The 22,153-nt window shown below is 39.5% G+C and carries 13 protein-coding genes; 9 read left to right on the top strand and 4 right to left on the bottom strand.

What is annotated here, in order from left to right; translation table 11 throughout:
* The 9 genes from ABJQ32_03095 to ABJQ32_03055 are packed head-to-tail and all read left to right on the top strand — an operon-like array spanning nucleotide 1 to nucleotide 15,284.
* Nucleotides 1–1,977, top strand: a complete 1,977-nt coding sequence (locus ABJQ32_03095) for a glucoamylase family protein (protein ID MEP5288606.1) — start codon at nucleotides 1–3, stop codon at nucleotides 1,975–1,977.
* 4 nt (nucleotides 1,978–1,981) lie between these two features.
* Nucleotides 1,982–3,349 carry a glucoamylase family protein gene (locus ABJQ32_03090; GenBank protein MEP5288605.1) on the top strand — a complete coding sequence of 456 codons (1,368 nt, stop codon included), beginning with the start codon at nucleotides 1,982–1,984 and terminating at the stop codon, nucleotides 3,347–3,349.
* Nucleotides 3,346–4,281, top strand: a complete 936-nt coding sequence (locus tag ABJQ32_03085) for a prolyl oligopeptidase family serine peptidase (GenBank protein ID MEP5288604.1) — start codon at nucleotides 3,346–3,348, stop codon at nucleotides 4,279–4,281. Before ABJQ32_03090 ends, ABJQ32_03085 begins: the two co-directional genes overlap by 4 nt.
* Entirely contained in the window at nucleotides 4,278–6,569 is a 2,292-nt protein-coding gene (gene bglX / locus ABJQ32_03080) for a beta-glucosidase BglX (protein MEP5288603.1), read from the top strand. Before ABJQ32_03085 ends, bglX begins: the two co-directional genes overlap by 4 nt.
* Nucleotides 6,566–7,390 carry an endonuclease/exonuclease/phosphatase family protein gene (locus tag ABJQ32_03075; GenBank protein ID MEP5288602.1) on the top strand — a complete coding sequence of 275 codons (825 nt, stop codon included), beginning with the start codon at nucleotides 6,566–6,568 and terminating at the stop codon, nucleotides 7,388–7,390. Before bglX ends, ABJQ32_03075 begins: the two co-directional genes overlap by 4 nt.
* Entirely contained in the window at nucleotides 7,387–9,942 is a 2,556-nt protein-coding gene (locus ABJQ32_03070) for a glycoside hydrolase family 2 TIM barrel-domain containing protein (protein ID MEP5288601.1), read from the top strand. The genes ABJQ32_03075 and ABJQ32_03070 overlap by 4 nt, the downstream gene beginning before the upstream one ends.
* Before the next feature lie 12 nt (nucleotides 9,943–9,954).
* Nucleotides 9,955–11,478 (top strand): sulfatase, encoded by a 1,524-nt coding sequence (locus tag ABJQ32_03065; GenBank protein MEP5288600.1) that lies wholly within the window; start codon nucleotides 9,955–9,957, stop codon nucleotides 11,476–11,478.
* Nucleotides 11,479–11,496: 18 nt separating this feature from the next.
* On the top strand, nucleotides 11,497–13,863 hold the full coding sequence (locus ABJQ32_03060; protein ID MEP5288599.1) for a glycoside hydrolase family 31 protein: 2,367 nt from the start codon (nucleotides 11,497–11,499) through the stop codon (nucleotides 13,861–13,863).
* 38 nt (nucleotides 13,864–13,901) lie between these two features.
* Nucleotides 13,902–15,284 (top strand): sugar porter family MFS transporter, encoded by a 1,383-nt coding sequence (locus ABJQ32_03055; protein MEP5288598.1) that lies wholly within the window; start codon nucleotides 13,902–13,904, stop codon nucleotides 15,282–15,284.
* 60 nt (nucleotides 15,285–15,344) lie between these two features.
* On the opposite strand, the gene ABJQ32_03050 is transcribed toward ABJQ32_03055, so the two are convergent.
* The 4 genes from ABJQ32_03050 to ABJQ32_03035 all read right to left on the bottom strand — a co-directional run bounded on the left by ABJQ32_03050 (nucleotide 15,345) and on the right by ABJQ32_03035 (nucleotide 21,771).
* Nucleotides 15,345–16,364, bottom strand: coding sequence for a formylglycine-generating enzyme family protein (locus ABJQ32_03050; protein MEP5288597.1), 1,020 nt, complete (start codon nucleotides 16,362–16,364; stop codon nucleotides 15,345–15,347).
* A gap of 424 nt (nucleotides 16,365–16,788) precedes the next feature.
* Nucleotides 16,789–18,015, bottom strand: coding sequence for an EB domain-containing protein (locus ABJQ32_03045; protein MEP5288596.1), 1,227 nt, complete (start codon nucleotides 18,013–18,015; stop codon nucleotides 16,789–16,791).
* Between the two features lie 174 nt (nucleotides 18,016–18,189).
* Nucleotides 18,190–18,912 carry a LytTR family DNA-binding domain-containing protein gene (locus tag ABJQ32_03040; protein ID MEP5288595.1) on the bottom strand — a complete coding sequence of 241 codons (723 nt, stop codon included), beginning with the start codon at nucleotides 18,910–18,912 and terminating at the stop codon, nucleotides 18,190–18,192.
* 21 nt (nucleotides 18,913–18,933) lie between these two features.
* The gene (locus tag ABJQ32_03035; GenBank protein ID MEP5288594.1) at nucleotides 18,934–21,771 is read right to left on the bottom strand and encodes a histidine kinase; all 2,838 of its coding nucleotides are present in this window, start codon (nucleotides 21,769–21,771) and stop codon (nucleotides 18,934–18,936) included.
* Between the last annotated feature and the right edge of the window lie 382 nt (nucleotides 21,772–22,153).

Below are 22,153 nucleotides of genomic sequence, written 5' to 3'. Positions count from 1 at the left end.
ATGAAGCGGATTCTGGAAAAAATCATTATTGTATTACTCTTGTTCACATGTGGTCAAGATGATAGTGATATTCAAGAAACTCAACTGATGCAGCTGACGGCCTTAAGAGTAGGCACAGTGAATATATTATCTCAAGAAACCGAAGCACCCATCAATGCTCCGATTGTCATATCTTTCAATGAAGAACTTGCACAATCAAGTGTGTCCAAAAATGTTCAATTGATTAACGCCACAAATAGCCAACTTGAACTCGAATTCTCTTTTATAGATCAAGGCAAAACCGTTTCGGCTATGCCACTTGAAGTACTTGAACAAAACGCACAATACAGGATCATTATTGGAGCTGATATCAAGGGATTAAATGGTGAATCATTCCCAGGAATAGAGAAAAGCTTTACCACTATTAATCCCCCAGTATTTGTCCACAAAGTATTTATTGATGACATGGAAGTTAACTCGAATACAAGAATCAAAGACATCTCTTTCAACCCTTCCTTCAAAGTAGCTTTTTCACAGCCAGTTTCGACTTTACAGGTAAATGACTATATCAGTATTTCTGATGAGAATGGGTTTGTTCAACTAGTTTCTAATCAAGTGTTAGATTCTGTTATCAATTACACAATTTCAGAAACGTCTCTCACGCCTTTAAAAAAATACAATTTTTCAATTAGTGAAGAACTATCGGAAAACTTAAGTCAGCCATTTTCAGGATATGAATTTAGTTTCTACACTCAGCTTGACTCTACATTCAAATTTCCTGAAATAACAGATGATGAACTACTTACCAAAATTCAGGAGCAGACATTCAAGTATTTCTGGGATTTTGGACATCCCGTGAGCGGCCTTGCAAGAGAGCGAAATACAAGTGGAGAAACGGTCACTTCTGGAGGATCCGGATTTGGGATAATGGCAATTGTGGTTGCCATTGAAAGAGGATTCATTACACGCCAAGAAGGCATAGATAGGCTGGATAAAATCATTACTTTTTTAGGAGAAGATGCAGATCGATTTCATGGAGTATGGTCTCATTGGCTCAATGGCACATCAGGTCAAGCCATCCCTTTCAGCGCTAATGATGATGGGGGAGACTTAGTGGAAACGGCTTTTATGGTACAAGGGCTCCTTACTGTAAGGCAATACCTCAATGATGCTGATGGTCAAGAAGCAAGCATGATAACTAAAATTAATGCGTTGTGGGAATCTGTTGAATGGGATTGGTATACACAAGCAGGCCAAGATGTGCTCTACTGGCATTGGTCACCAAACTTTGGATGGGAAAAAAATCATAAAATAACTGGTTGGAATGAAGCGCTTATCATTTATGTATTAGCAGCTTCTTCGCCAACGCATACCATAGATGTAGAAGTTTACACTGAAGGATGGTCACGCAGTGGAGACATGAAAAATTCAAATAGTAATTCGTACTACGGACATATATTAGATCTGAGATCAGATAGAGGAGGCCCTTTGTTTTTCTCTCACTATTCATTTTTAGGACTGGATCCACGAAATCTATCTGATCAATTTGCGAATTATTGGACGCAAAATGTCAATCATACACTAATAAATAGAGATTACTGTGCACAAAACCCCTTAAACTATGTTGGCTATGGAACAACATCATGGGGACTCACCGCCAGTGACAACAATAACGGATACTCCGCACATTCCCCTGATAATGACCGAGGCGTAATTACTCCAACGGCGGCAATATCTGCTTTGCCATATGCACCGGAGGAATCCATGGAGGCCATAAGACATTTTTATTATCTAATGGGGGATAAGCTTTGGGGCGAATATGGTTTTTACGATGCTTTCAATATTACTGAAAACTGGTACGCTAGCTCGTATCTTGCCATAGATCAGGGGCCAATCATATGCATGGTTGAAAACCATCGAACTGGATTGCTTTGGGATCTATTTATGTCTGCACCAGAAGTGCAGGCAGGGCTTACTAAACTAGGATTTACTTATTAAAAAAATGACGCAACAACTCACCTTTCGATTCAAGACCAATTTGATCTCTGCATTTGTCATCACACTTGCTTCAATAGGATGTCAAACGACTAGTTCCACTTCCGAAGATTCAGTGAAAAAAGTCGGGGAGATTTCAGACGATTCACTAATGACATTGATACAATATCAAACTTTTAATTACTTCTGGGAAGGAGCAGAGCCAGTCAGTGGCATGGCACGAGAACGATTCCATATGGATAATATTTACCCCAGTCATCCCAAGGAAATCATTACTTCAGGAGGTTCAGGTTTTGGGCTTATGGCACTAATCGTGGGAATTGAACGAGGGTTTATCACAAGAGATCAGGGATTACAGAGACTGGAAAAAATAGTTAGCTATCTGGAGAAAGCAGATGCTTTTCATGGGGTATGGCCTCACTGGTGGGATGGTCCATCTGGAAAGGTCAAGGATTTTAGTAAAAAAGATAATGGTGGAGATTTAGTAGAGACTTCTTTTTTAGCTGCAGGGCTAATTACCGTCCGTCAATACTTGGACAATGAAAATGAACGTGAGTCTAATCTGGCTAGCAGAATAAACACATTGTGGGAAAACATAGAATTTGACTGGCATACTAAAGGAGGTGAAAATATATTGTACTGGCATTGGTCTCCCGAGTACGAATGGGACATGAATTTTGGTGTAAAGGGATACAATGAATGCTTGATCATGTATGTGTTAGCAGCTTCTTCACCAACACATGCGGTAAATCCTGAGGTGTATCACCAAGGCTGGGCAAGGAATGGTAAGATTGCAGAAGATACCACGTACTATGGGATGAGCACAGTATTAAATCACTATGCTTCCAATAGCTCACCAATAGGCCCATTGTTTTGGGCGCACTACTCATACGTAGGTTTAAATCCAAATGGATTAAAAGACAAGTATGCAAACTATTGGGAGTTGAATACAAACCATGCAAAAATTCATTATGCTCATTGTGTTGAAAATCCCAATGGTTTTGAAGGATATGGACCTAAATGCTGGGGACTGACATCTAGTTATTCAATGAAGGGGTATAAAGGACACAGACCGGATAAAGACATAGGTGTCATAAGCCCTACAGCAGCTCTGTCATCGTTTCCATACACACCAAACGAAAGCATGGATATGCTGCGTTTTTTATACACCGAGGCAGATAGCTTAGTTGGAGAGTATGGACCGTATGATGCGTTCAATTTTGAAGAAAATTGGTATGTGCCAAGGTATTTGGCAATTGATCAGGGCCCCATCCCAGTGATGATCGAAAACCATCGAACAGGCTTGATATGGGATCTGTTCATGTCGGCACCAGAAATTCAACTGGGTTTAGAAAAACTTGGTTTTTACTTATGAATAATCTAGACTTTATTGAAAATAAAAAATCCTCATTTGGAGACGGTTCGACGTTTCGAGGATGTGCTGGAAATGAGCGAAGGAGGGGTGGGCTTTTTAGTTCTTTTAGTCAGACTATCCCTTCAGCCTTGGTTTGTGTCTCACAAATCATTAAAAAAACTGTTTTGGTCATCTTCTTAATGGCATATGCTCTTCTCTCTTTTTCCCAAACCTTCACTCCAAAAACTTTCAAAGGGAAAGAAGGCAATCTGCCCTATCAAATATTACTCCCTGAAAACTTCTCAGAATCTGAAAATTATCCTGTAGTACTCTTTCTGCATGGTGCAGGAGAAAGAGGAAGCAATAATGAAAAGCAACTAGTGCATGGAAGTACGTTATTTCTAAATGAAGAGAACAGAAACAACTATCCGGCGATAGTCATTTTCCCTCAATGTCCCAAAGAAGATTATTGGGCAAATGTAGATATACAATATGGCCCCTTAGGGAGACAGTTTGAGTTCCTGGAGGAGGGAGAACCAACGGTAGCTATGTCTCTCGTGCTTCAATTGATGGATTCAATTGCTTCTAGAAAATTTGTTAACAATGAACAAATCTATATAGGAGGACTCTCAATGGGAGGAATGGGCACATTTGAGTTTTTAGCAAGAAGACCAGACCTATTTGCAGCAGCCTTCCCAATCTGTGGTGGCGGAAATCCAAATTCTGTAAAAAAATATGCTGGCAAGGTGGATCTATGGATTTTTCATGGTGCAAAGGATGATGTAGTTTTTCCGCACCATTCAGTTGATATGGCGCTTGCACTACAAAAAACTGGAGCGACTCCCAGGTTTACTTTATACAGAGAAGCAAATCACAATAGTTGGGATCGGGCCTTTGCAGAACCTGAATTGCTTTCATGGCTTTTTTCCCAAACAAAGAGAAATCAAAAATGAAGAAGAATCTAACCATACTATCCTTGTGTATTTTGATACTGAGCTGTACAGATCAAAAGAAAAGCACAAGTGAAAATTCCTATGATGCCGAGATAGATTCTCTGATGAGCCTGATGTCACTAGAAGAGAAGCTTGGTCAATTGAATTTACCGGCAGCTGGAGATATCAATACAGGACTTGCACAAAGCACGGGTATTGTAGCAAAAATCAAAGAAGGGAAAGTTGGAGGTTTATTCAACATCAAAACGGCTGAAAAAATCAGAGCCATTCAGAAAGTTGCTGTAGAAGAAAGCAGACTTAAAATTCCGTTACTCTTTGGCATGGATGTCATTCATGGGTATAAAACAGTGTTTCCTATTCCGTTGGCTTTATCCTGTAGTTGGGATATGAAACTGATCGAACAGTCGGCAAGGGTTGCAGCTCAGGAAGCCAGTGCCGATGGTATTTCCTGGACTTTTTCGCCCATGGTAGATATTGCCCGCGACCCACGGTGGGGTAGAATAGCTGAAGGGGCTGGAGAAGATGCTTTCCTTGGGTCTGAAATCGCCAAAGCAATGGTTCGTGGATATCAAGGAGATGATCTGACTGCAGCTAATACATTGATGGCCTGTGCGAAACATTTCGCATTGTATGGAGCGGCTGAAGCTGGTAGAGATTACGGAACCGTAGACATGAGTCGCCAGCGGATGTACAATGATTATTTTCCACCTTTTAAGGCAGCAGTTGATGCGGGAGTTGGCAGCCTGATGGCTTCATTCAATGAAGTGGACGGTATTCCTGCTACTGGTAATCGATGGTTGATGACGGAGGTGCTAAGAGATCAATGGGCGTTTAATGGATTCGTCGTGTCTGATTACACGGGTGTTACGGAGATGATTGAGCATGGAATGGGAGATACATTGGAGGTGGCGGCCTTAGCACTCAACGCAGGTATAGACATGGATATGGTGAGTGATGCCATGCCTTCTAAACTGGCAGAGTCACTTGAAAAAAATATGACTACACGACAAGCCATTGATCAAGCATGTCGCAGGATTTTGGAAGCAAAGTTCAGGCTTGGGTTGTTTGACGATCCCTACAAGTACTGTGATCCTGAGAGAAAGCAAACAGACATTTTCACTGATGAAAATAGAGCCATAGCAAGATCAACTGCAGCTCAATCATTTGTGCTTTTAAAAAATGATAAAAACACATTGCCGTTGGCGAAAAAGGGAACTATTGGAGTGATCGGGCCACTAGCCAACAATCGGGAAAACATGGTGGGTAGTTGGAGCGTAGCAGCAGATTTCAAACAAGCAGTTTCTCTGGTAGATGGTCTAAAGAATGTTGCTGGAGATGATGCCAATATTCTATATGCAAAGGGCGCAAATGTCTATTCAGACGAACCGCTAGAGAAGAGAGTTAGCATATTCGGAAAACCTACCTATCGGGACAATCGATCAGAATCAGAGTTGCTTAATGAGGCTTTAGCCATTGCAAGAAGGTCCGATGTGATCGTAGCGGCGCTGGGAGAAGCATCGGAAATGAGTGGTGAAAGCTCTAGCAGAACGGACATCCAAATACCTAAGACTCAACAAAGACTGTTGAAAGAGTTATTGAAAACAGGTAAGCCTGTTGTACTTGTACTATATGCAGGTAGGCCAATGGCTTTGAAGTGGGAGTCTGAGAATGTGCCAGCAATTTTGAATGCATGGTTTGGTGGAACAGAAGCAGGAAATGCCATTGCTGACGTACTTTTTGGTGAGATAAATCCATCGGGTAAATTAAGTACTACATTCCCTCAAAATATTGGTCAGATTCCAATTTTCTACAATTACAAGAATACAGGAAGACCACTCCCCGAAGGAAAATGGTTCCAAAAGTTCAAATCCAACTACCTGGACGTCTCCAATGACCCATTGTATCCCTTTGGGTTTGGATTAAGCTACTCCCATTTCGAATACGGAAGCATTGACGCAAATACGACCTCTCTTAAAGGAGATCAAGAGCTGACCATATCGATCGACATCACCAATACAAGTGAAATAGCCGGTAAAGAAGTAATACAGTTGTACATCCGAGATATGGTGGGGAGCGTAACTAGGCCAGTCAAGGAATTAAAAGGATTTCAAAAAGTAGCAATTGATGCTGGAGAGACGAAAAAAATCCAATTCGAAATCACTACCGAGGATTTGAAATTCTACAACTATGACTTGGACTATGTCTGGGAACCAGGAGAATTCGAAATCATGATTGGAAGTAATTCAAGGGATGTGCAAACAGTTAGTGTAAACTGGTCAGCAGAATGAGATTCATAATAGGAATGTGTTTTTCTCTCTTCATGGTTGCATCAATGGCCCAACCAATCAAAGTCATTAGCTTCAATATAAGGATGGCTACAGAATCAGACGGAAATAACCAATGGGAACTTCGCAAATCTTCTGTAGTTGATTTCCTTTCCTACGAAGAAGCAGATTTCGTAGGGATGCAAGAAGTACTCCTGAAACAGATGCAAGACTTGTCTACATTGAAAGATTACAAATCAATTGGTGTGGCAAGAGATGATGGCAAAGAAAAAGGCGAATTCTCACCGATTTTTTATTTGCCTCAAAAATGGAAGCTCGTGGATTCTGGCACTTTTTGGTTGTCAGAAACCCCAGATAACCCAAGCAAGTCTTGGGATGCTGCCCTACCGAGAATTTGCACATGGGGTAAATTCAAATCTATAGAAAGCGATACAGAGGTGTTTGTTTTTAATACCCACTTTGACCATGTTGGGAAAGAGGCTAGAGCTAATTCAGCTCAGTTAATTGTTGATGAAATTAGAAAAAAATCATCCTTTAAAAATACCATTTTGTTAGGCGATTTTAATGTGGAAGAAGGTGCGAAACCTATGATCAATATCACAGAAAGCCCACTCATCGACAGCCATGGTGAAGCAGAAATCAAGTTTGGTCAGACAGGAACCTTCAATGGTTTTAATTACACAAAGATTCCAATCAGACGTATCGATTATGTTTTTGTAACCGAAGATTTTAAGGTAGAAAAATACGGAGTAGACAGCCGGATAATTGATGGCAGATATTTGTCAGATCATTTTCCTGTAGTCGTTCAATTGTTGATGAGATGAGAAAGCTTACAACGATATTGTTAAGCTTTCTTTTTCACCTTGGAGTAAGTCAATCCATTATCAGTTTTAATGATCATTGGCATTTCAGTAAAGGAGCTGATACAACAAATCAAAACTGGAAACCGGTTCAAGTTCCTCATACCTGGAATGCCAATGATCCATTTGATAAGGAACCAGGATACTATAGAGGGATAAGCTGGTACAAGAAGCAATTCAACGTTGAGATAGAGGGTAAGCGTCTGTTTCTGGTTTTCGAAGGAGTTAATCAGGAAACAAATGTTTTTGTGAATGGAAAGCTAGCCGGATCACACCTTGGTGGATATACAGCATTTAATGTTGAGATAACTGATTTTATTCAAAAAGGCAGAAATGATTTAGCAGTTAAAGTCAATAATAAACACGATGAAAGAGTACCTCCCCTGAAAGGTGATTTCAACTTTTATGGTGGAATCTATCGTGATGTCTGGTTGCATTCGCTCGATGAAGTTCATTTTGAACTGAGTGAATATGGCGATCAAGGAATCTTTATCACTACTCCAAAAGTTTCCGAAGATCAGGCCACTGTTAGCGTGAGGACCAATATCACCAATCAATCTACTGGCAAACAGAAGGTAGAAATAGTACATTCACTATTTGATGATAACGGAAGATTGGTTTCTCAGGTATCTCAAAACAAAACACTACAAGTAGGTCGAAATGCTATTGAACTAACGCTCCCTGAAATTAACCAACCAGCGCTTTGGTATCCAGAAAACCCAGTTTTGTACCGATTGGAATCAGAGATAAAAACCAAGGATGGTGACGTATTAGATGTTCAAAATAATCCGGTAGGATTCCGTTGGTTTCGTTTTGATGCAAATGAAGGATTCTTTCTCAATGGAAAGTACCTCAAGCTGATGGGAACCAATCGACATCAGGATTACGAAGGATTTGGAAATGCACTTTCGGATGACCGACATATTAAAGATGTGACCCAAATCAAGGAAATGGGTAGCAATTTTTTTCGAACAGCCCATTACCCTCAAGATCCATCGGTGATTACTGCAGCAGACCAGCTTGGCTTGGTGGTAAGTATGGAAATTCCGTTGGATCATGAGATTACTGATAGCGAAGGATTTCTAGCTAATTCCAAACGAATGATGCAGGAAATGATTAGGCAAAACTTCAATCATCCAAGTATATTCATTTGGGCATACATGAATGAAATGATGCTGGGTCGAAAATGGGAGCGAGATCAGGAGATCATTGAAAAGATCCGATTACAAGCTGTTGAGCTGGAAGAGCTCACTCGGGAGGAGGACCCTACTCGCTATACCATGATACCCAATCACGGTGCACTTGACCTTTACATCAAGGCTGGATTGACTGAAATACCAATGATCGTTGGATGGAATCTGTACTATGGCTGGTATGAAGCTGACGATGAAGGTGCAGGTAAGTTTCTGGATCGCTTTCATGAATTAGTACCTGATAAACCTGTTCTGATCACTGAATATGGTGCCGGTGCAGACCCCCGCATTCGATCGTTATCTCCTGAGCGATTTGACTTTTCCATTGAATGGCAAAATCAATTCCATCAAAGCAATTTGATTCAGTTTACTGAGCGTAAGTTTTTGGCTGGAGCTGCCATTTGGAATATCGCAGATTTTGGATCTGAAGGTAGAAACGATGCAGACCCTAAAATCAACAGCAAAGGAGTACTTGAAATGGATCGAATGCCGAAAGATGCATTTTTTCTATATCAGACTTGGCTAAGAAAAGATCCGATTATCAAAATAGGTTCCTCCAATTGGGATAGCCGAGTGATAAGAACTCAGGATGGAGAAACACCCACTCAACCAATAGAGGTATTTAGCAATGGGAGCGAAGTAGAATTGTTTTTGAACGAAATGAGTCTGGGTAAAAAAGAGATTCAAAATAAATTGGCTTCATGGGACGTCACTTTTGTTGATGGGTCAAATCAATTGTTAGCTGAAACAATGATCGGAGATAAAAACTTTCATGATATGAAAGTGATAAGTGTTCGATTATTAGAACCCAACTATGTTGGGTGGGAAGAGGGAATCCATGTGAATTGCGGTAGCACCTTTTATTTCATTGATGAGGCCAATGGAATTAGCTGGTTACCCGATGAATCCTATCAGAAAGGTCTGTTTGGATATGTAGGAGGAGAAACGTATCGCCCTCGAGATAGAGGAGTGGGTAGTGACAGAACAATTCAGAATACTACATTGGATCCTGTTTATCAGACATCTAGAATAGCTCCTTCCAAGTATACATTCGATACAACACCCGGAACCTATGAAGTCATTTTTCATTGGGCAGAAACAGATAAAAAATATCAAAATGGAGAGCAAAAAAGAGTCTTTGATGTATCGATCAATGATGAAAAAATATTTGCTGAATTGAACATCTACGAGGATCATGGCTTCTCTACTGCGGTATCCAAAAAAGTGAAAGTGGTTGTCAAAGAAAGACGATTAATTATCGACTTTCTAGAAATTTCAGGAAAGCCTATGATTAGTGGAATACAACTAAGAAAATTGAACTAACCTAAATCAGATATGACAAAAAGATATTATCAATCTATTCTATTTGTAGTCGCGCTCATCTTCATAGGGTGTCAGCAAAAGAATGATGCTGAACAAGGAATTCAACCGGATCGAATTCCGAATACCAAACAAAAAAATGTCATCTTCATTCTGAGTGATGATCACCGGTATGATTTTATGGGATTTACGGGGAGGGTTCCATTTTTGAAAACTCCCAATATGGATAAAATGGCTCTCGAAGGAGCTCATCTTGAAAACGCTTTTGTAACTACCTCACTTTGCTCACCCAGTCGTGCTTCAATTTTAACGGGTCAGTTCTCACATCATCATGGAGTGATTGATAATCAGTCACTTGTGCCCGATTCTGCCATTTTCTTTCCTGAATATTTGCAAGAAGCCGGCTACAAAACAGGGTTTACAGGAAAGTGGCACATGGGGGAGCATAATTATGAAAAACGTGCCGGGTTTGATTATTGGGCTAGTTTCAGAGGGCAAGGCAACTATTACAAATCCGTATTCAACAACAATGGCACAGAAGAATCATTCAATGATAGTACAAAGCATGTGTCAGATGTTATAACTGATTACGCCCTTGATTTTATTGGAGATTCGAAAGACGGACAGGAACCGTTCTTTTTGTATGTGTCACACAAGGCAGTACATGCAGATTTCTATCCAGCCAAAAGACACATTGATAAATACAAAGATAAAAAGCCTGCTTATCCTCCAACGATGTATCCTCCAGGTGAGAACCCATACGGAACAGATACGATTCCATACAACTATGCTGATGTTCCTGACTGGGTAAAAAATCAACGGAATAGCTGGCATGGTGTGGATTATATGTACCACGGGAAGTACGATTTTGAAAGTTTCTACCAAGCGTATACTGAAACATTACTAGGTGTGGATGAAAGTATTGGGAGTATTCTAAAATATTTGGAAGACAATGATTTAATGGAGAATACCTTAATCATCTATATGGGCGATAATGGCTTTTCTTTCGGTGAACACGGTCTGATAGATAAGCGTCAGGCGTATGAAGAATCCATTAGAGTTCCTCTGCTAGCCTATGGTTCGGGTGTGACACCTGGGAGTAAAATCAGCCAGATGATTCAGAATATTGACATAGCTCCGACTATTATGGAATATGCAGGTGTCAACAAACCTAAAAACATGGATGGACAATCCTTCAAAGCGATCATGGATGGAGAAAATCCTGAATGGCGTGAACGGATCTATTATGAATATTTTTGGGAGCGTCCATTTCCACAAACACCGACCGTACATGCAGTGCGAACAGATAAATATAAGTTCATCAGATACTATGGAGTCTGGGATATCAACGAATTGTATGATCTTGAAAATGATCCTTTTGAGACAAATAACCTAATCAGAAGCTCAGAACATAAAGAGATAGCTATCGAACTAAGAAATGATATTTTCGATTGGCTTGAGGAAACAAATGGGATGTCCATCCCGCTTAGACGAGATGTGGGAAGAAGGTTTGATCATAAGTATATAGACACTTATTAATCACTAAAAAAACTAGCTATGTTCAATCAAGAATTCTACTTTAAACAGGTAGTAATACTAATTACTTTCATCGTTGTTGTCAATTCATCAGTAGGCCAAGGTAGAGTCAGTCAACGACTTGGAGATTATGCGTCCCATGAAGTCACCAGTAACCAAGTCTTGATCAAAACCTCTTTCGGTCTAGCCAAGATATCGGCTTTGCAAGAAGACGTGATTCACGTCATAATAGTAAAGGATGAGTTTCGTTCAAAGGCAAATTATGCTGTTATTCAGGATGCTACCATTCCATTTAAGTCTATCAATGAAAATACAAATGAACTGATCTTGGAGACTGAACGACTTACGGTCAAAGTCAATAAGGCTCCACTTACTCTGACCTATCTCAATAAAAAAGGAAACGTTTTGAGTGAAGACGATGAAATGGGCATTCGATGGATTGGAAATCAGGTTACTAATTATAAGAAACTCGTTTCAGATGAAAAATTTGTTGGACTGGGAGAAAAAACAGGGCCATTAAATAGGAGAGGGCAAGCCTATGAAAATTGGAACAATGATGATTATGCATATGAAGTAGATGATGATCCTATATATGCTTCAGTCCCTTTTTACATAGGAATTCATAGCAAGCTAACTTATGGTATTTTCCTGAACAATACGTTCAAGACAGTTTTCAATTTTGGTGCATCGAACGACCGATTCAGCAGTTTTGGAGCTGAAGATGGCGAGCTGGATTATTACTTTTTCGGAGGTAGCTCTGTGAGAGATATTGTGAAAGATTACACTTGGCTGACTGGGAGAATGGAGCTTCCACCTATCTGGAGTTTAGGATTTCAACAAAGCAGGTGGAGCTATTTTCCGGATAAGGAAGTACTAACTCTAGCACGGACATTTAGAGAAAAAGAGATTCCAGCAGATGTCATTTATCTCGATATTCATTACATGGATCAATACAAAATATTCACATGGGATAATAAAAGATTTTCAGATCCTAAAGGAACGATCAAACAACTCAATGATATGGGCTTTCACGTTGCGGTGATTGTTGATCCAGGAATAAAAACAGAGGATGGCTACCAGGTATATGAAGATGGTGTGGAAAAGAAAGTCTTCGCAACTTATCCTGATGGGTCAAATTATGCGGCCAGAGTGTGGCCAGGCAGGTGTTTTTTTCCAGACTTCACATTGGATAAATCCAGAAAGTGGTGGGGGAATAAGTTCAACACGCTAACAGACGTAGGAGTGGAGGGTTTTTGGAACGACATGAACGAACCAGCTTCATGGGGAAATAGAACACCGGATTTAGTTGAATTTGGCATGGAGGGAAATCGAGGAACACATCTGGAGGCACATAATGTATACGGGATGCAAATGTCCAGAGCTACATTCGAAGGTGTCAATCAATTGAGGAATAACAAACGCTCCTTCATTCTGACCAGAGCTGCATTTTCCGGCTCTCAGCGCTACTCCGCTGTATGGACCGGTGATAATGTCGCATCAGATGACCACATGCTTTTGAGTGCCCGGATGGTAGCCAGTATGGGGCTTTCAGGGATCTCGTTTGCAGGACCGGATGTTGGGGGATTTGTTGGCGATCGTACACCAGAATTGTTTGCCAGATGGCTGTCCCAGGGGGCTTTTACCCCATTTTTCAGGAATCATTCCTCGCATAATACACGTGACCATGAACCTTGGGCTTATGGAGAACAAATAGAAGGTATAAGCAGGAAGTATTTGAATACCCGATACCAACTACTACCATACGTATATGCTTCATTCTATGAATCTTCTATTTCCGGAATTCCTGTGGCTCGTTCCTTAGTCATGGATTATACGTTTGACAATAAAGTCTACACACGTGCCTATCATAACCAATACTTGTTTGGTCCCAATCTGCTCATAGCGCCAGTTGAGAGTGACCAGAAATTTGCAAAAGTGTATTTGCCTGAAGGTAAATGGACCCACTATTGGACCAATAAAGTGTTTGAAGGAAATCAGGAATTAATAGTAGATGCCCCATTAGATCAACTTCCGATTTTCGTAAGAGAAGGGGCTATCATCCCAATGCAAAGTACGATTCAGCATGCCAATCAAAAACCCTCGGATAAGCTCATGATTCATGTATATGATGGCAGTCAAAAGACTAGTTTTGAATACTACGAAGATGATGGCAATACATTCGATTATCAAGATGGAGCCTTTTACAAGAGAGCTATTTCTTATGATCCTGAAGGACAGTTGACACTAGGAAAAGTGGAAGGTAATTACGTTTCTAAATTCCTCTCGGCTGAAATTGTATTTCATTCGAATGGGAAATTCGACATCATTGCCACTATCCCATTTGATAAATCTGAGCAGAAAGTGTCTTTGCCAAGATCGAAAAAATAGACTTTAAAACATTCAGATAACCTATTAATCTAACGATAATGAAAAAATCAAACCTTCTCTTAATCACATTGGTAGCTTCACTCGGAGGTATGCTATTCGGTTACGACACGGGTGTGATCAATGGAACCCAGTTCTATTTTAGCAAATTCTTTGATCTGGATGCCGTGATGAAAGGATGGGTAGTTGGTAGTGCGCTGATTGGCTGTTTGATGGGCGCCATTGTAGCCGGACCTTTAAGTAAATTTTTTGGAAGACGAAATTCATTGATAATCTCGGCTGTTCTTTTCACGCTTTCTGCATGGGGCTCAGGATTACCTTCTTTTTTGCCACAGTCAGTTTCCTTATTGGTTTTCTTTCGAATTATAGGAGGGTTAGGTATTGGCATAGCTTCGATGAATGCTCCAACCTATATAGCCGAGCTTGCCCCTGCTGCTATACGAGGTAAAATGGTGACATACTATCAGCTTGCTATTGTTGTAGGATTTTTCATTGTCTTTCTGGCTACTTATGCGATTGGAGATTCAGGAGGTGATGTATACAATCTCAATGAAGGGTGGAGGTTGATGTTTTGGTCAGAACTTATACCCTGCCTCATTTTTCTGGGACTACTACTAGTGGTTCCAAAAAGTCCTCGCTGGTTGATGATGAAGGGGAGGGATGAGGAAGCTAAAAGAGTGTTGGTGAGCATCCATGGTGAGGACATAGCTGAAAAAGAGGTGATAGAAATTGCGAGTACACTGGATATGAATGACAAGCCTAAATTTTCAATCATTTTGAAGAAAAGCTTTTTACCTATTGTGCTAATAGGTACTGCTTTATCTGCGTTGCAGCAATTGACTGGAATCAATGCTGTGCTTTATTATGGAGCTGATATCTTCGAAAAAGCACTTGGATTTGGACAGGAAGACGTTTTGAAACAACAGATACTTTTGGCAGGGGTGAACCTTGTTTGCACGTTTATCGCCATGTATTCGGTAGACAGATTTGGTAGAAAACCATTGATTTATTTGGGAAGTGTAGGAATGATTCTGGGTTTTCTTTTGCTAGGCACTACCCTTATGATAGAACAAGTTGGGGTGATCTCCCTTATTGGCATTCTAGTATTTATAGGTTCGTTTGCTCTCTCTATGGGTCCTGTTGTTTGGGTTTTACTCTCAGAGATGTTCCCCAATAAAATACGTACAACCGCTATGTCGGTGGCTGTAGCCGCACAGTGGGCTATGAATTACGTAGTTTCTCAATCATTTCCTGTTGTTGTGGATAGTGAAGCCAATAGAGGTGACTTTTGGAACGGGTCTTTACCTTACTTCATTTTCATAGGATTCATCGCTATGATTATCTTTTTGACCAAAAAATACATCCCTGAAACCAAAGGTAAATCACTCGAAGAACTAGAAAATGTGTGGGTTAAGGAACAATAAACTTTCCTATTAAGTCATGCTGAATCTGCCTACCGCAGGAAGGCTTGTTTCAGCATCTATTCAATCTACATCCTTCGCACAGCGAAACCCAGTATGATTGAGTGACGATTGTCTGTCCAGGCTCATTCTTCTTGAGGTTCGATAACCACTACAGTAGCTATCATTGCACAAAAAGGATCCACCGCGAGTCACATATTTTTCAGCATGTGGTTCTCGAGGATCATATGATTTATTGGGTCCAATTGGGTCAGAAATAGCTGTTGAACCTGTCAATTGATAGGCGGACACATGATACTTATCTTGACAAAGCTCCCATACATTTCCTGCCATATCAAAAAGTCCATACCCATTTGCCGCGTATGTTTTTATTGGAGCAGTTCCAGAAAATCCATCTAACTCAAGATCATTATAAGGAAAGACCCCTTGCCAGAAATTCGCCTTATCATACGCTTTTTCAATTGTTTCATTGCCCCAGGGATATTTAGCGTTTTTAAGACCACCCATGGAGGCCCATTCCCACTCTGCTTCTGTTGGAAGTCTCTTACCCGCCCATTTGGCATAAGCGTTGGCATCCTCGTATGTGATATGAACCACGGGATGATTCATTCGATTCTCTATATCACTTTCCGGTCCTTCCGGATGCCTCCAATTGGCTCCTACTTTCCACGCCCACCACTGAGAGTAATCAGTAAGATTTATTGCTGAAGGTGTAGGTTTAAAAACAAGTGAGCCTGGTTGAAGAATAGAATCAGCTGGCTTTGGAGTTCCTTCAGGTAGTTGTTGTTTCATTTCTTCCCAATTGATGGCTCTTTCAGCTGTAGTTTGATAGCCAGTAGCTTTTGTAAATGCTAAAAAGTCTTTATTAGTTACTTCTGTTTTGTCAAGGTAAAAGTGTGAAATATTGACAGTTCTTATAGGAAATTCATCTATTTCGGCTTGATCACTTTTTCCTCCCATCTGGAATGTGCCTGACGGGATGTAGGACATATCATTGGGTGAGTCTACTTTTCTTGTCGTGTCACAGCTGCTTAGAAATAGGCATAAAACATAAAATGGAAAAACTTGTTTTGCTTGGATCATATTGTTCAAAGCTAAGCAGCTAAAGTCGATTTGAATGATGAAAACCCATTGTAATCTGGATCAGGTTCACAATCTCGATTTACACACATATAACCTGCAACACATTGAACGCCAGCGCATACATTAACGCAACTTCCATTTTGGTATTCATATCCATTGACGAGGGAAACTCCGGCTCATGGATCAACTGGTGCTGGGTCAGGGTAAGGATTTGTTCTTAATCTCTCGGTAGATGCTGTACAAGAAACTGAAACCGAAAAATCCCTTAATTACAATTAAGTTATCATCTTCTATTTGCAAATAGGATGGCAGACATATTATCCTCAAAATTTGATAGACTTATTGCTCCTCCTTCTACAGTAAGAAAGAGACAAAATAGGATTATAAAAGCAACGGGTAAGTTTCCTTACCCGTTGCTTTTATTTTACCAAGGAGTACACACTCCATTGTTGCAGTGTTCCCCAGGAGGGCAGGGATTATTTAGACTACACCCACTATAATTTGGATCGAGTTCACAATTTCCATTTACACATACATAGCCGTTTACACATTGTATTCCAGCACATAGATCAACACAACTTCCATTTTGACATTCATATCCATTGGGGCAGGAAACTCCAGCGCATGGATCAACTGGTGCAGGGTCTGGGTCTGGACAAGGATTGAAAAAACTGCATACCTCTTCTGCATTACACTGAATAAGTGCACTTGGCGTAGACGGTGTATCTCCAAAAACGTAGTATCCTGCAAAATTGACTGGAGTATTGGCATCTATTTCAGAATAGGAGCTTTTTTCATCAAATTCAAATGCTAGTTTGTTGTCAAACTTATGGTATAAGTCTATTCTCTCTAAACCTGATCCATTGTCGTACTCTATGGCTATATTGAAATGACCTCTAATGGTTCTTCTTGCCCTTATCCAAACTCCAAATGTTTTCTTCTGAGGTCTAATCCTAGCTCTAATAAATCCAACCTCTTGAGCACCAACAGCTGGAGCATCTGTTCCAGTTTTAACAGATACAATAGTTCTATTATTTCCATTTGTCACTGTTTCTTTTCTATAATTTCCGCAGTTGGTTGTAAGACTTCTTGCCCCTTCATTGATACGGTTTCTTTTAAAAATCACTTTTGAATCAACGTTGTTGTATTCCAGTTCATCATGTTTATTCAGCTCTGCCTTATCAATCAGTAAGGTGCTTGCCAAACCATTCTCAAATTGCTTGAAAAAATTGTTTCCGAGAATGTATACCCTGTCTACATTCATTGCATACTTAGAGAGGTTATCAAAGTTGGTTTCAAGTGATCGATCGCCTGAAGCGTCTGTTTGAATTTTCAAATATTCGGAATTTTCAGAAACAAATTGTTCTATTTCACTAGCTGAAGTAAAATTCGCATTCTCCAATGCTTGATATATTTCTTCTGACTTTCTTGCGAATGATTTAAAACCCAAGGCCTCTTCCTTCTGCGTTAGCTCTTCTAATGAAAGTGATGAAGAATGTGCTACAAAATCTGTAAATTCTTGTGAAGAATTAAAGATTAAAGCTTCATTTGATTCTTCTAATACTGTCTGTTCCTCAAGTTCATTGGAGCAACTAAATGCCACCATCATTAGAAAAACAGAACATGCTTTTAGTACAAAATTGGTTTTCATAGTTTATAATTAATGTTATCCTACTCTGTTAAAAGGCTTTTCAGATCCGCCACTTAACACCAAAAATAGTTTTGGAAATTGGGTGTTTTGCTCATCTCTCCAAGCAATGAATAAATGGGGAATAATTAGGGACGAATGGGGTAATAAATAGTATAACTGATTTGAGATAACATCCTACAAACTCTTTTCCAGCGCCCTATTAAGCTCTTCTTGATTTTTTCTCGAGACTTCCAATTCGCGATTAGAAATGAGTTTCACAGACCAGTTCTTTCCTCTTCTCAATTTTTTGATCTGAGAAACTTGCACAATGGTGGATCGGTGAATTCTAACAAATCCTAGTCCCTCAAGGAACGTTTCGTACTCACCTAAAGACTTGGAGGACACGATTTCCTCTACGCCGTTGTGGAAAATACTGTAGTTTCTAAAGGACTCAATAAACTGTATATCCTGAAGGTTTAAGATGGTCAGTCCATCTACTGTTTTTATTGATATTCTCGGGTTATGATTATCGAAATTCCCGACGACTTTAGATGTGCTTTCATCCTTACTATTGTATCGATCTACCGCCGATCTCAGCTCTTCTTTCCCAATGGGTTTAAGTAAATAGTCCAGCGCAGATAATCTAAGGGCCTCAATTGCGAACTGCTGATATGCGGTAGTTAAAACTGTTTTCAACGATTGGTGTTGAATCCTTTCTAATAGTTCTAGACCATTGCCTTTTGGCATATTTATATCTAAAAAAATCAGGTTAGGATTTAGGGATATAATTTGCTGATAGGCGTCACTTATATTGTCACTCGTAGCTACAATTTGAAGTTCAGGACAATGCTGACCTATCATAAGTTTCAAAACTTTTATTGCACTGGGTTCATCGTCTACAATGATCGTTTTAATCATAAGAAAAAATACAAAATTTAACTAAGAAAGAGCGTCAGAAAATGTAAGTTTTATTGTGGTTCCTTTGCCAATAGTGCTTTCAATTTTAATATGATTTTTGAATCGGGAGGAGTTATGTATTAAATCCAAGCGCTCCTTAACAATCCTTACACCGGAAGAATTATGATTAGATGAAGGACTAGTAGAGATTGTGTTGTCAAACCCAACACCATTGTCAGCTATGCTTACAACTATTTGGCCAACCTTATGACCCATTTTTAGTGTTACTTTCCCTTTTTTTTTTAAAGGAGACAATCCATGCCAAATGGCATTTTCAACAAATGGCTGGATGATCATGGAGGGAATGTTTACCCTTTTTGTATTAAAATAGTCTGAGGTGATAACTTCAAAATCAAATCCCTTCTTTAGACGGAGCATTTCTAGGTCGGTGTAAAGGCCTAACATTTCGAGTTCAGACTTAAGCGGCACAATCAAGTGATCTGAGTGATCGAGAACCATTCTCATCAATTTTCCATATTTGTGCAAATACTCCTGAGCAATGTCTTTTTTGTTTTCAAGGATAAACAGCTGAATTGAATTGAGCACATTGAACAAAAAGTGAGGATTTATTTGCGCCTTCAAGGCAGTCAGTTCAGCACTTACTTTCGCTTTTTCTAAGTTCTTTTTAGCAAGTCTACTACGGTTTATTTGAATTATCACAGCAATCACGATTGTCAAGATCAACATGATAATGGAAGCAGGAAACCAGCGCGTTTGCCAAAAGGCTGGCTTAATTTCAAACTGATATTCAACAGGGTCAGACCAATCACTGTTCTTGGTTTTTGCTCGAGCCAAAAAACTATATTTTCCCGGACTAAGGTTCAAAAAATTGACTTCATTCAAATCCGCTTCTTGCCATTCTTTCTCATTCACTGGCGTTCCATTGTCATGAAGTTGATATTGATATAGTAGACTTTTATGGTTTCTATATACCAGGGCTTTAAATAGGATTCTAATGGACTTTGTATTTGAATCAAAAGTTGATTCATTGGTTATTGAGTTTCCGCTCCATACTTTGTCAATATAGAGGTCAAATTGATTTGTTTCGGTAAGGTCAATATCTGCTGGAATTGAATACAATCCATCATTTGCAGCTAAGTGTATGCTGTCATTGAAGTACTCAATTCCTTCTATTTGAAACGAGTTAAGCCCATCAGACTGGTCAAGCGCTGATATCAGAAATCCCTCTTCATTTTCTGTGATCTTGTTCAACCCCTTTTGAGTTACGGCCCAGATTGCATTTTCATGGATGATGAAATCGAGGATCATATTAGAGGTAAGCCCATCTTTCTTCGAAAACTGTTCAATATTACCTTTCTCACTGAATTTCAGTAAGCCATTACCCCCAGTAGCAATCCACAAGTGGTCCTTTTGGGGAATCATTTTATTGACTCGTATTTGAAGCAGAGAGTCATCAGAAAAAGTTTTAAATACGGATTTAACAGCTATTGAATCTCCATTCACTACCAATATTCCTTGCTCAGTTCCTACCAAAATAGAGTCCTTGCCAACAGCATGAATATCTAATACATTTCCCTTAAATGGATAAGGTGCGTTGGAGGGTGTTCCTTCTTTTTTAATTCCTCTATTTGAACCTACATAGAGTGTAGAATCTGCAAATGTGATTGATCTTGCTTGACCACTAGTAATTTTTTCCCTATGAAAGAACAAGCCCCCACTACGTCCTACCAGAATTCTCCCAATCGGATCTTTTTCAATAAAATTGATTCTCAATGCCTTATTAAAAGTCAAGAACTCTGAATATTTTCCCAGTCGATTTTTTTTGGAAATGATTGTTCTATTATGCGCTACATACAGAAAATCATCAATCAATGATATTGCATCTATGTTCTTGCTTCTTTGGTCTAATTTGATCTTACTCCTATGTTCAAAGTGAATTCCAGACTTGATGGAGGTGTACCAAGCATTTCCCTCACTATCAAAGAACATCGAAGAAGTAAACTTCAAATCAGCGAACTCTTGAAATATTCTGTTTTTGTCTTTCGCTTTCAGTATTCCAGCCATGGTCAGAATATATAATTCGCCATTAAGCACCTTAATATTCTGTATGTGATCCTTGGGTGACTCTGGTCTATAGTAAAAAGAGAGGTCATTGACTTTTATTACTCCATTGATAGTAAAGGAATAATTAAAGGCGTAAATATTATTTTTAAAACATAACGGATAGGTCAAGGCTGAAACACTCGGGTTATTATTTAATGCCTTTTCTAATGTAAAGTCTCCAACATTTTTATCAATCTTATAAATCCCCTTTTTACTAACACTTTGGAGGATTAAATTTATTTGTTCATTGCAATAGCATATGATCAAATCAGCACTTTCCCCAACATCAAACATTTGAACTTTTGTGCCTGAAAGCACCTTGTACGTACTGCCAATAGCAGTTATATATACCTTTTTGTCTACCTCCACGATGCTCGTAATTCTACTGTCAAAATCAAGTTCTCTGAGCCACTTAGTATTTTTGGAGTTGAAAATGGAATCGTTGTGAACAAAGCCAATTTTCCCGTTTAATGTATAGAACCATATTCTATCTTCAGAGTCTTTGAAGAAATTCAATATCTCTGTATCGGGAAGACCATCTTCAAGAGAGTAGTTAGTAAACTCATATCCATCATACCTACTCAATCCTGAGTCAGTACCAAACCACATAAACCCTCTGTCATCTTGCGCTACCCCATACACCATGTTTGATGGTAAGCCATCGTCCACTGTATAGTTTATGTATTGGTTTTCTTGCGCCAACAAGAGCGACAAGGGTAGTAGGCAGATGAGTATACTAAGGTTAAGTTTTGCCATGCAGTCGCTAAAATATAACAAAAAAGCCCTCAACTATTTTGGTAGATGCCTTTGCTTAATTCTTTAGAGGCTAGTTCATTTGCTCTTGGTTAGGTTGTTCTTAAGCCTTTCCCTCTCCCTTCTTAACAGGAGCAGCCTCTGGGGTCTTTGCTGTCGGTTTTGGACTCTCTTTATCTCCACATTTTTATCGTTTGTCATGCTACCTAAAAATTAAGGAAGGTCCAATCCTGTATAGACTCGGAAAGAGAATTCAAAACTCTTCATCCGAGATATCATCGATAAGCTTCCTGAACCCAAACCTGCATGTAACACAGTAGGTACTATTCTCAAAATTTTGGAAAACAAAGATTTGCTAATTCTAATAGTTGATTTGGCGATATTG

The sequence above is a fragment of the Marinobacter alexandrii genome (genome assembly GCA_039984955.1).
Lineage (GTDB): Bacteria > Bacteroidota > Bacteroidia > Cytophagales > Cyclobacteriaceae > Ekhidna.
The sequence above is the reverse complement of the archived record's forward strand: the minus strand, read 5'-3'. Positions and strand labels throughout refer to the sequence as shown.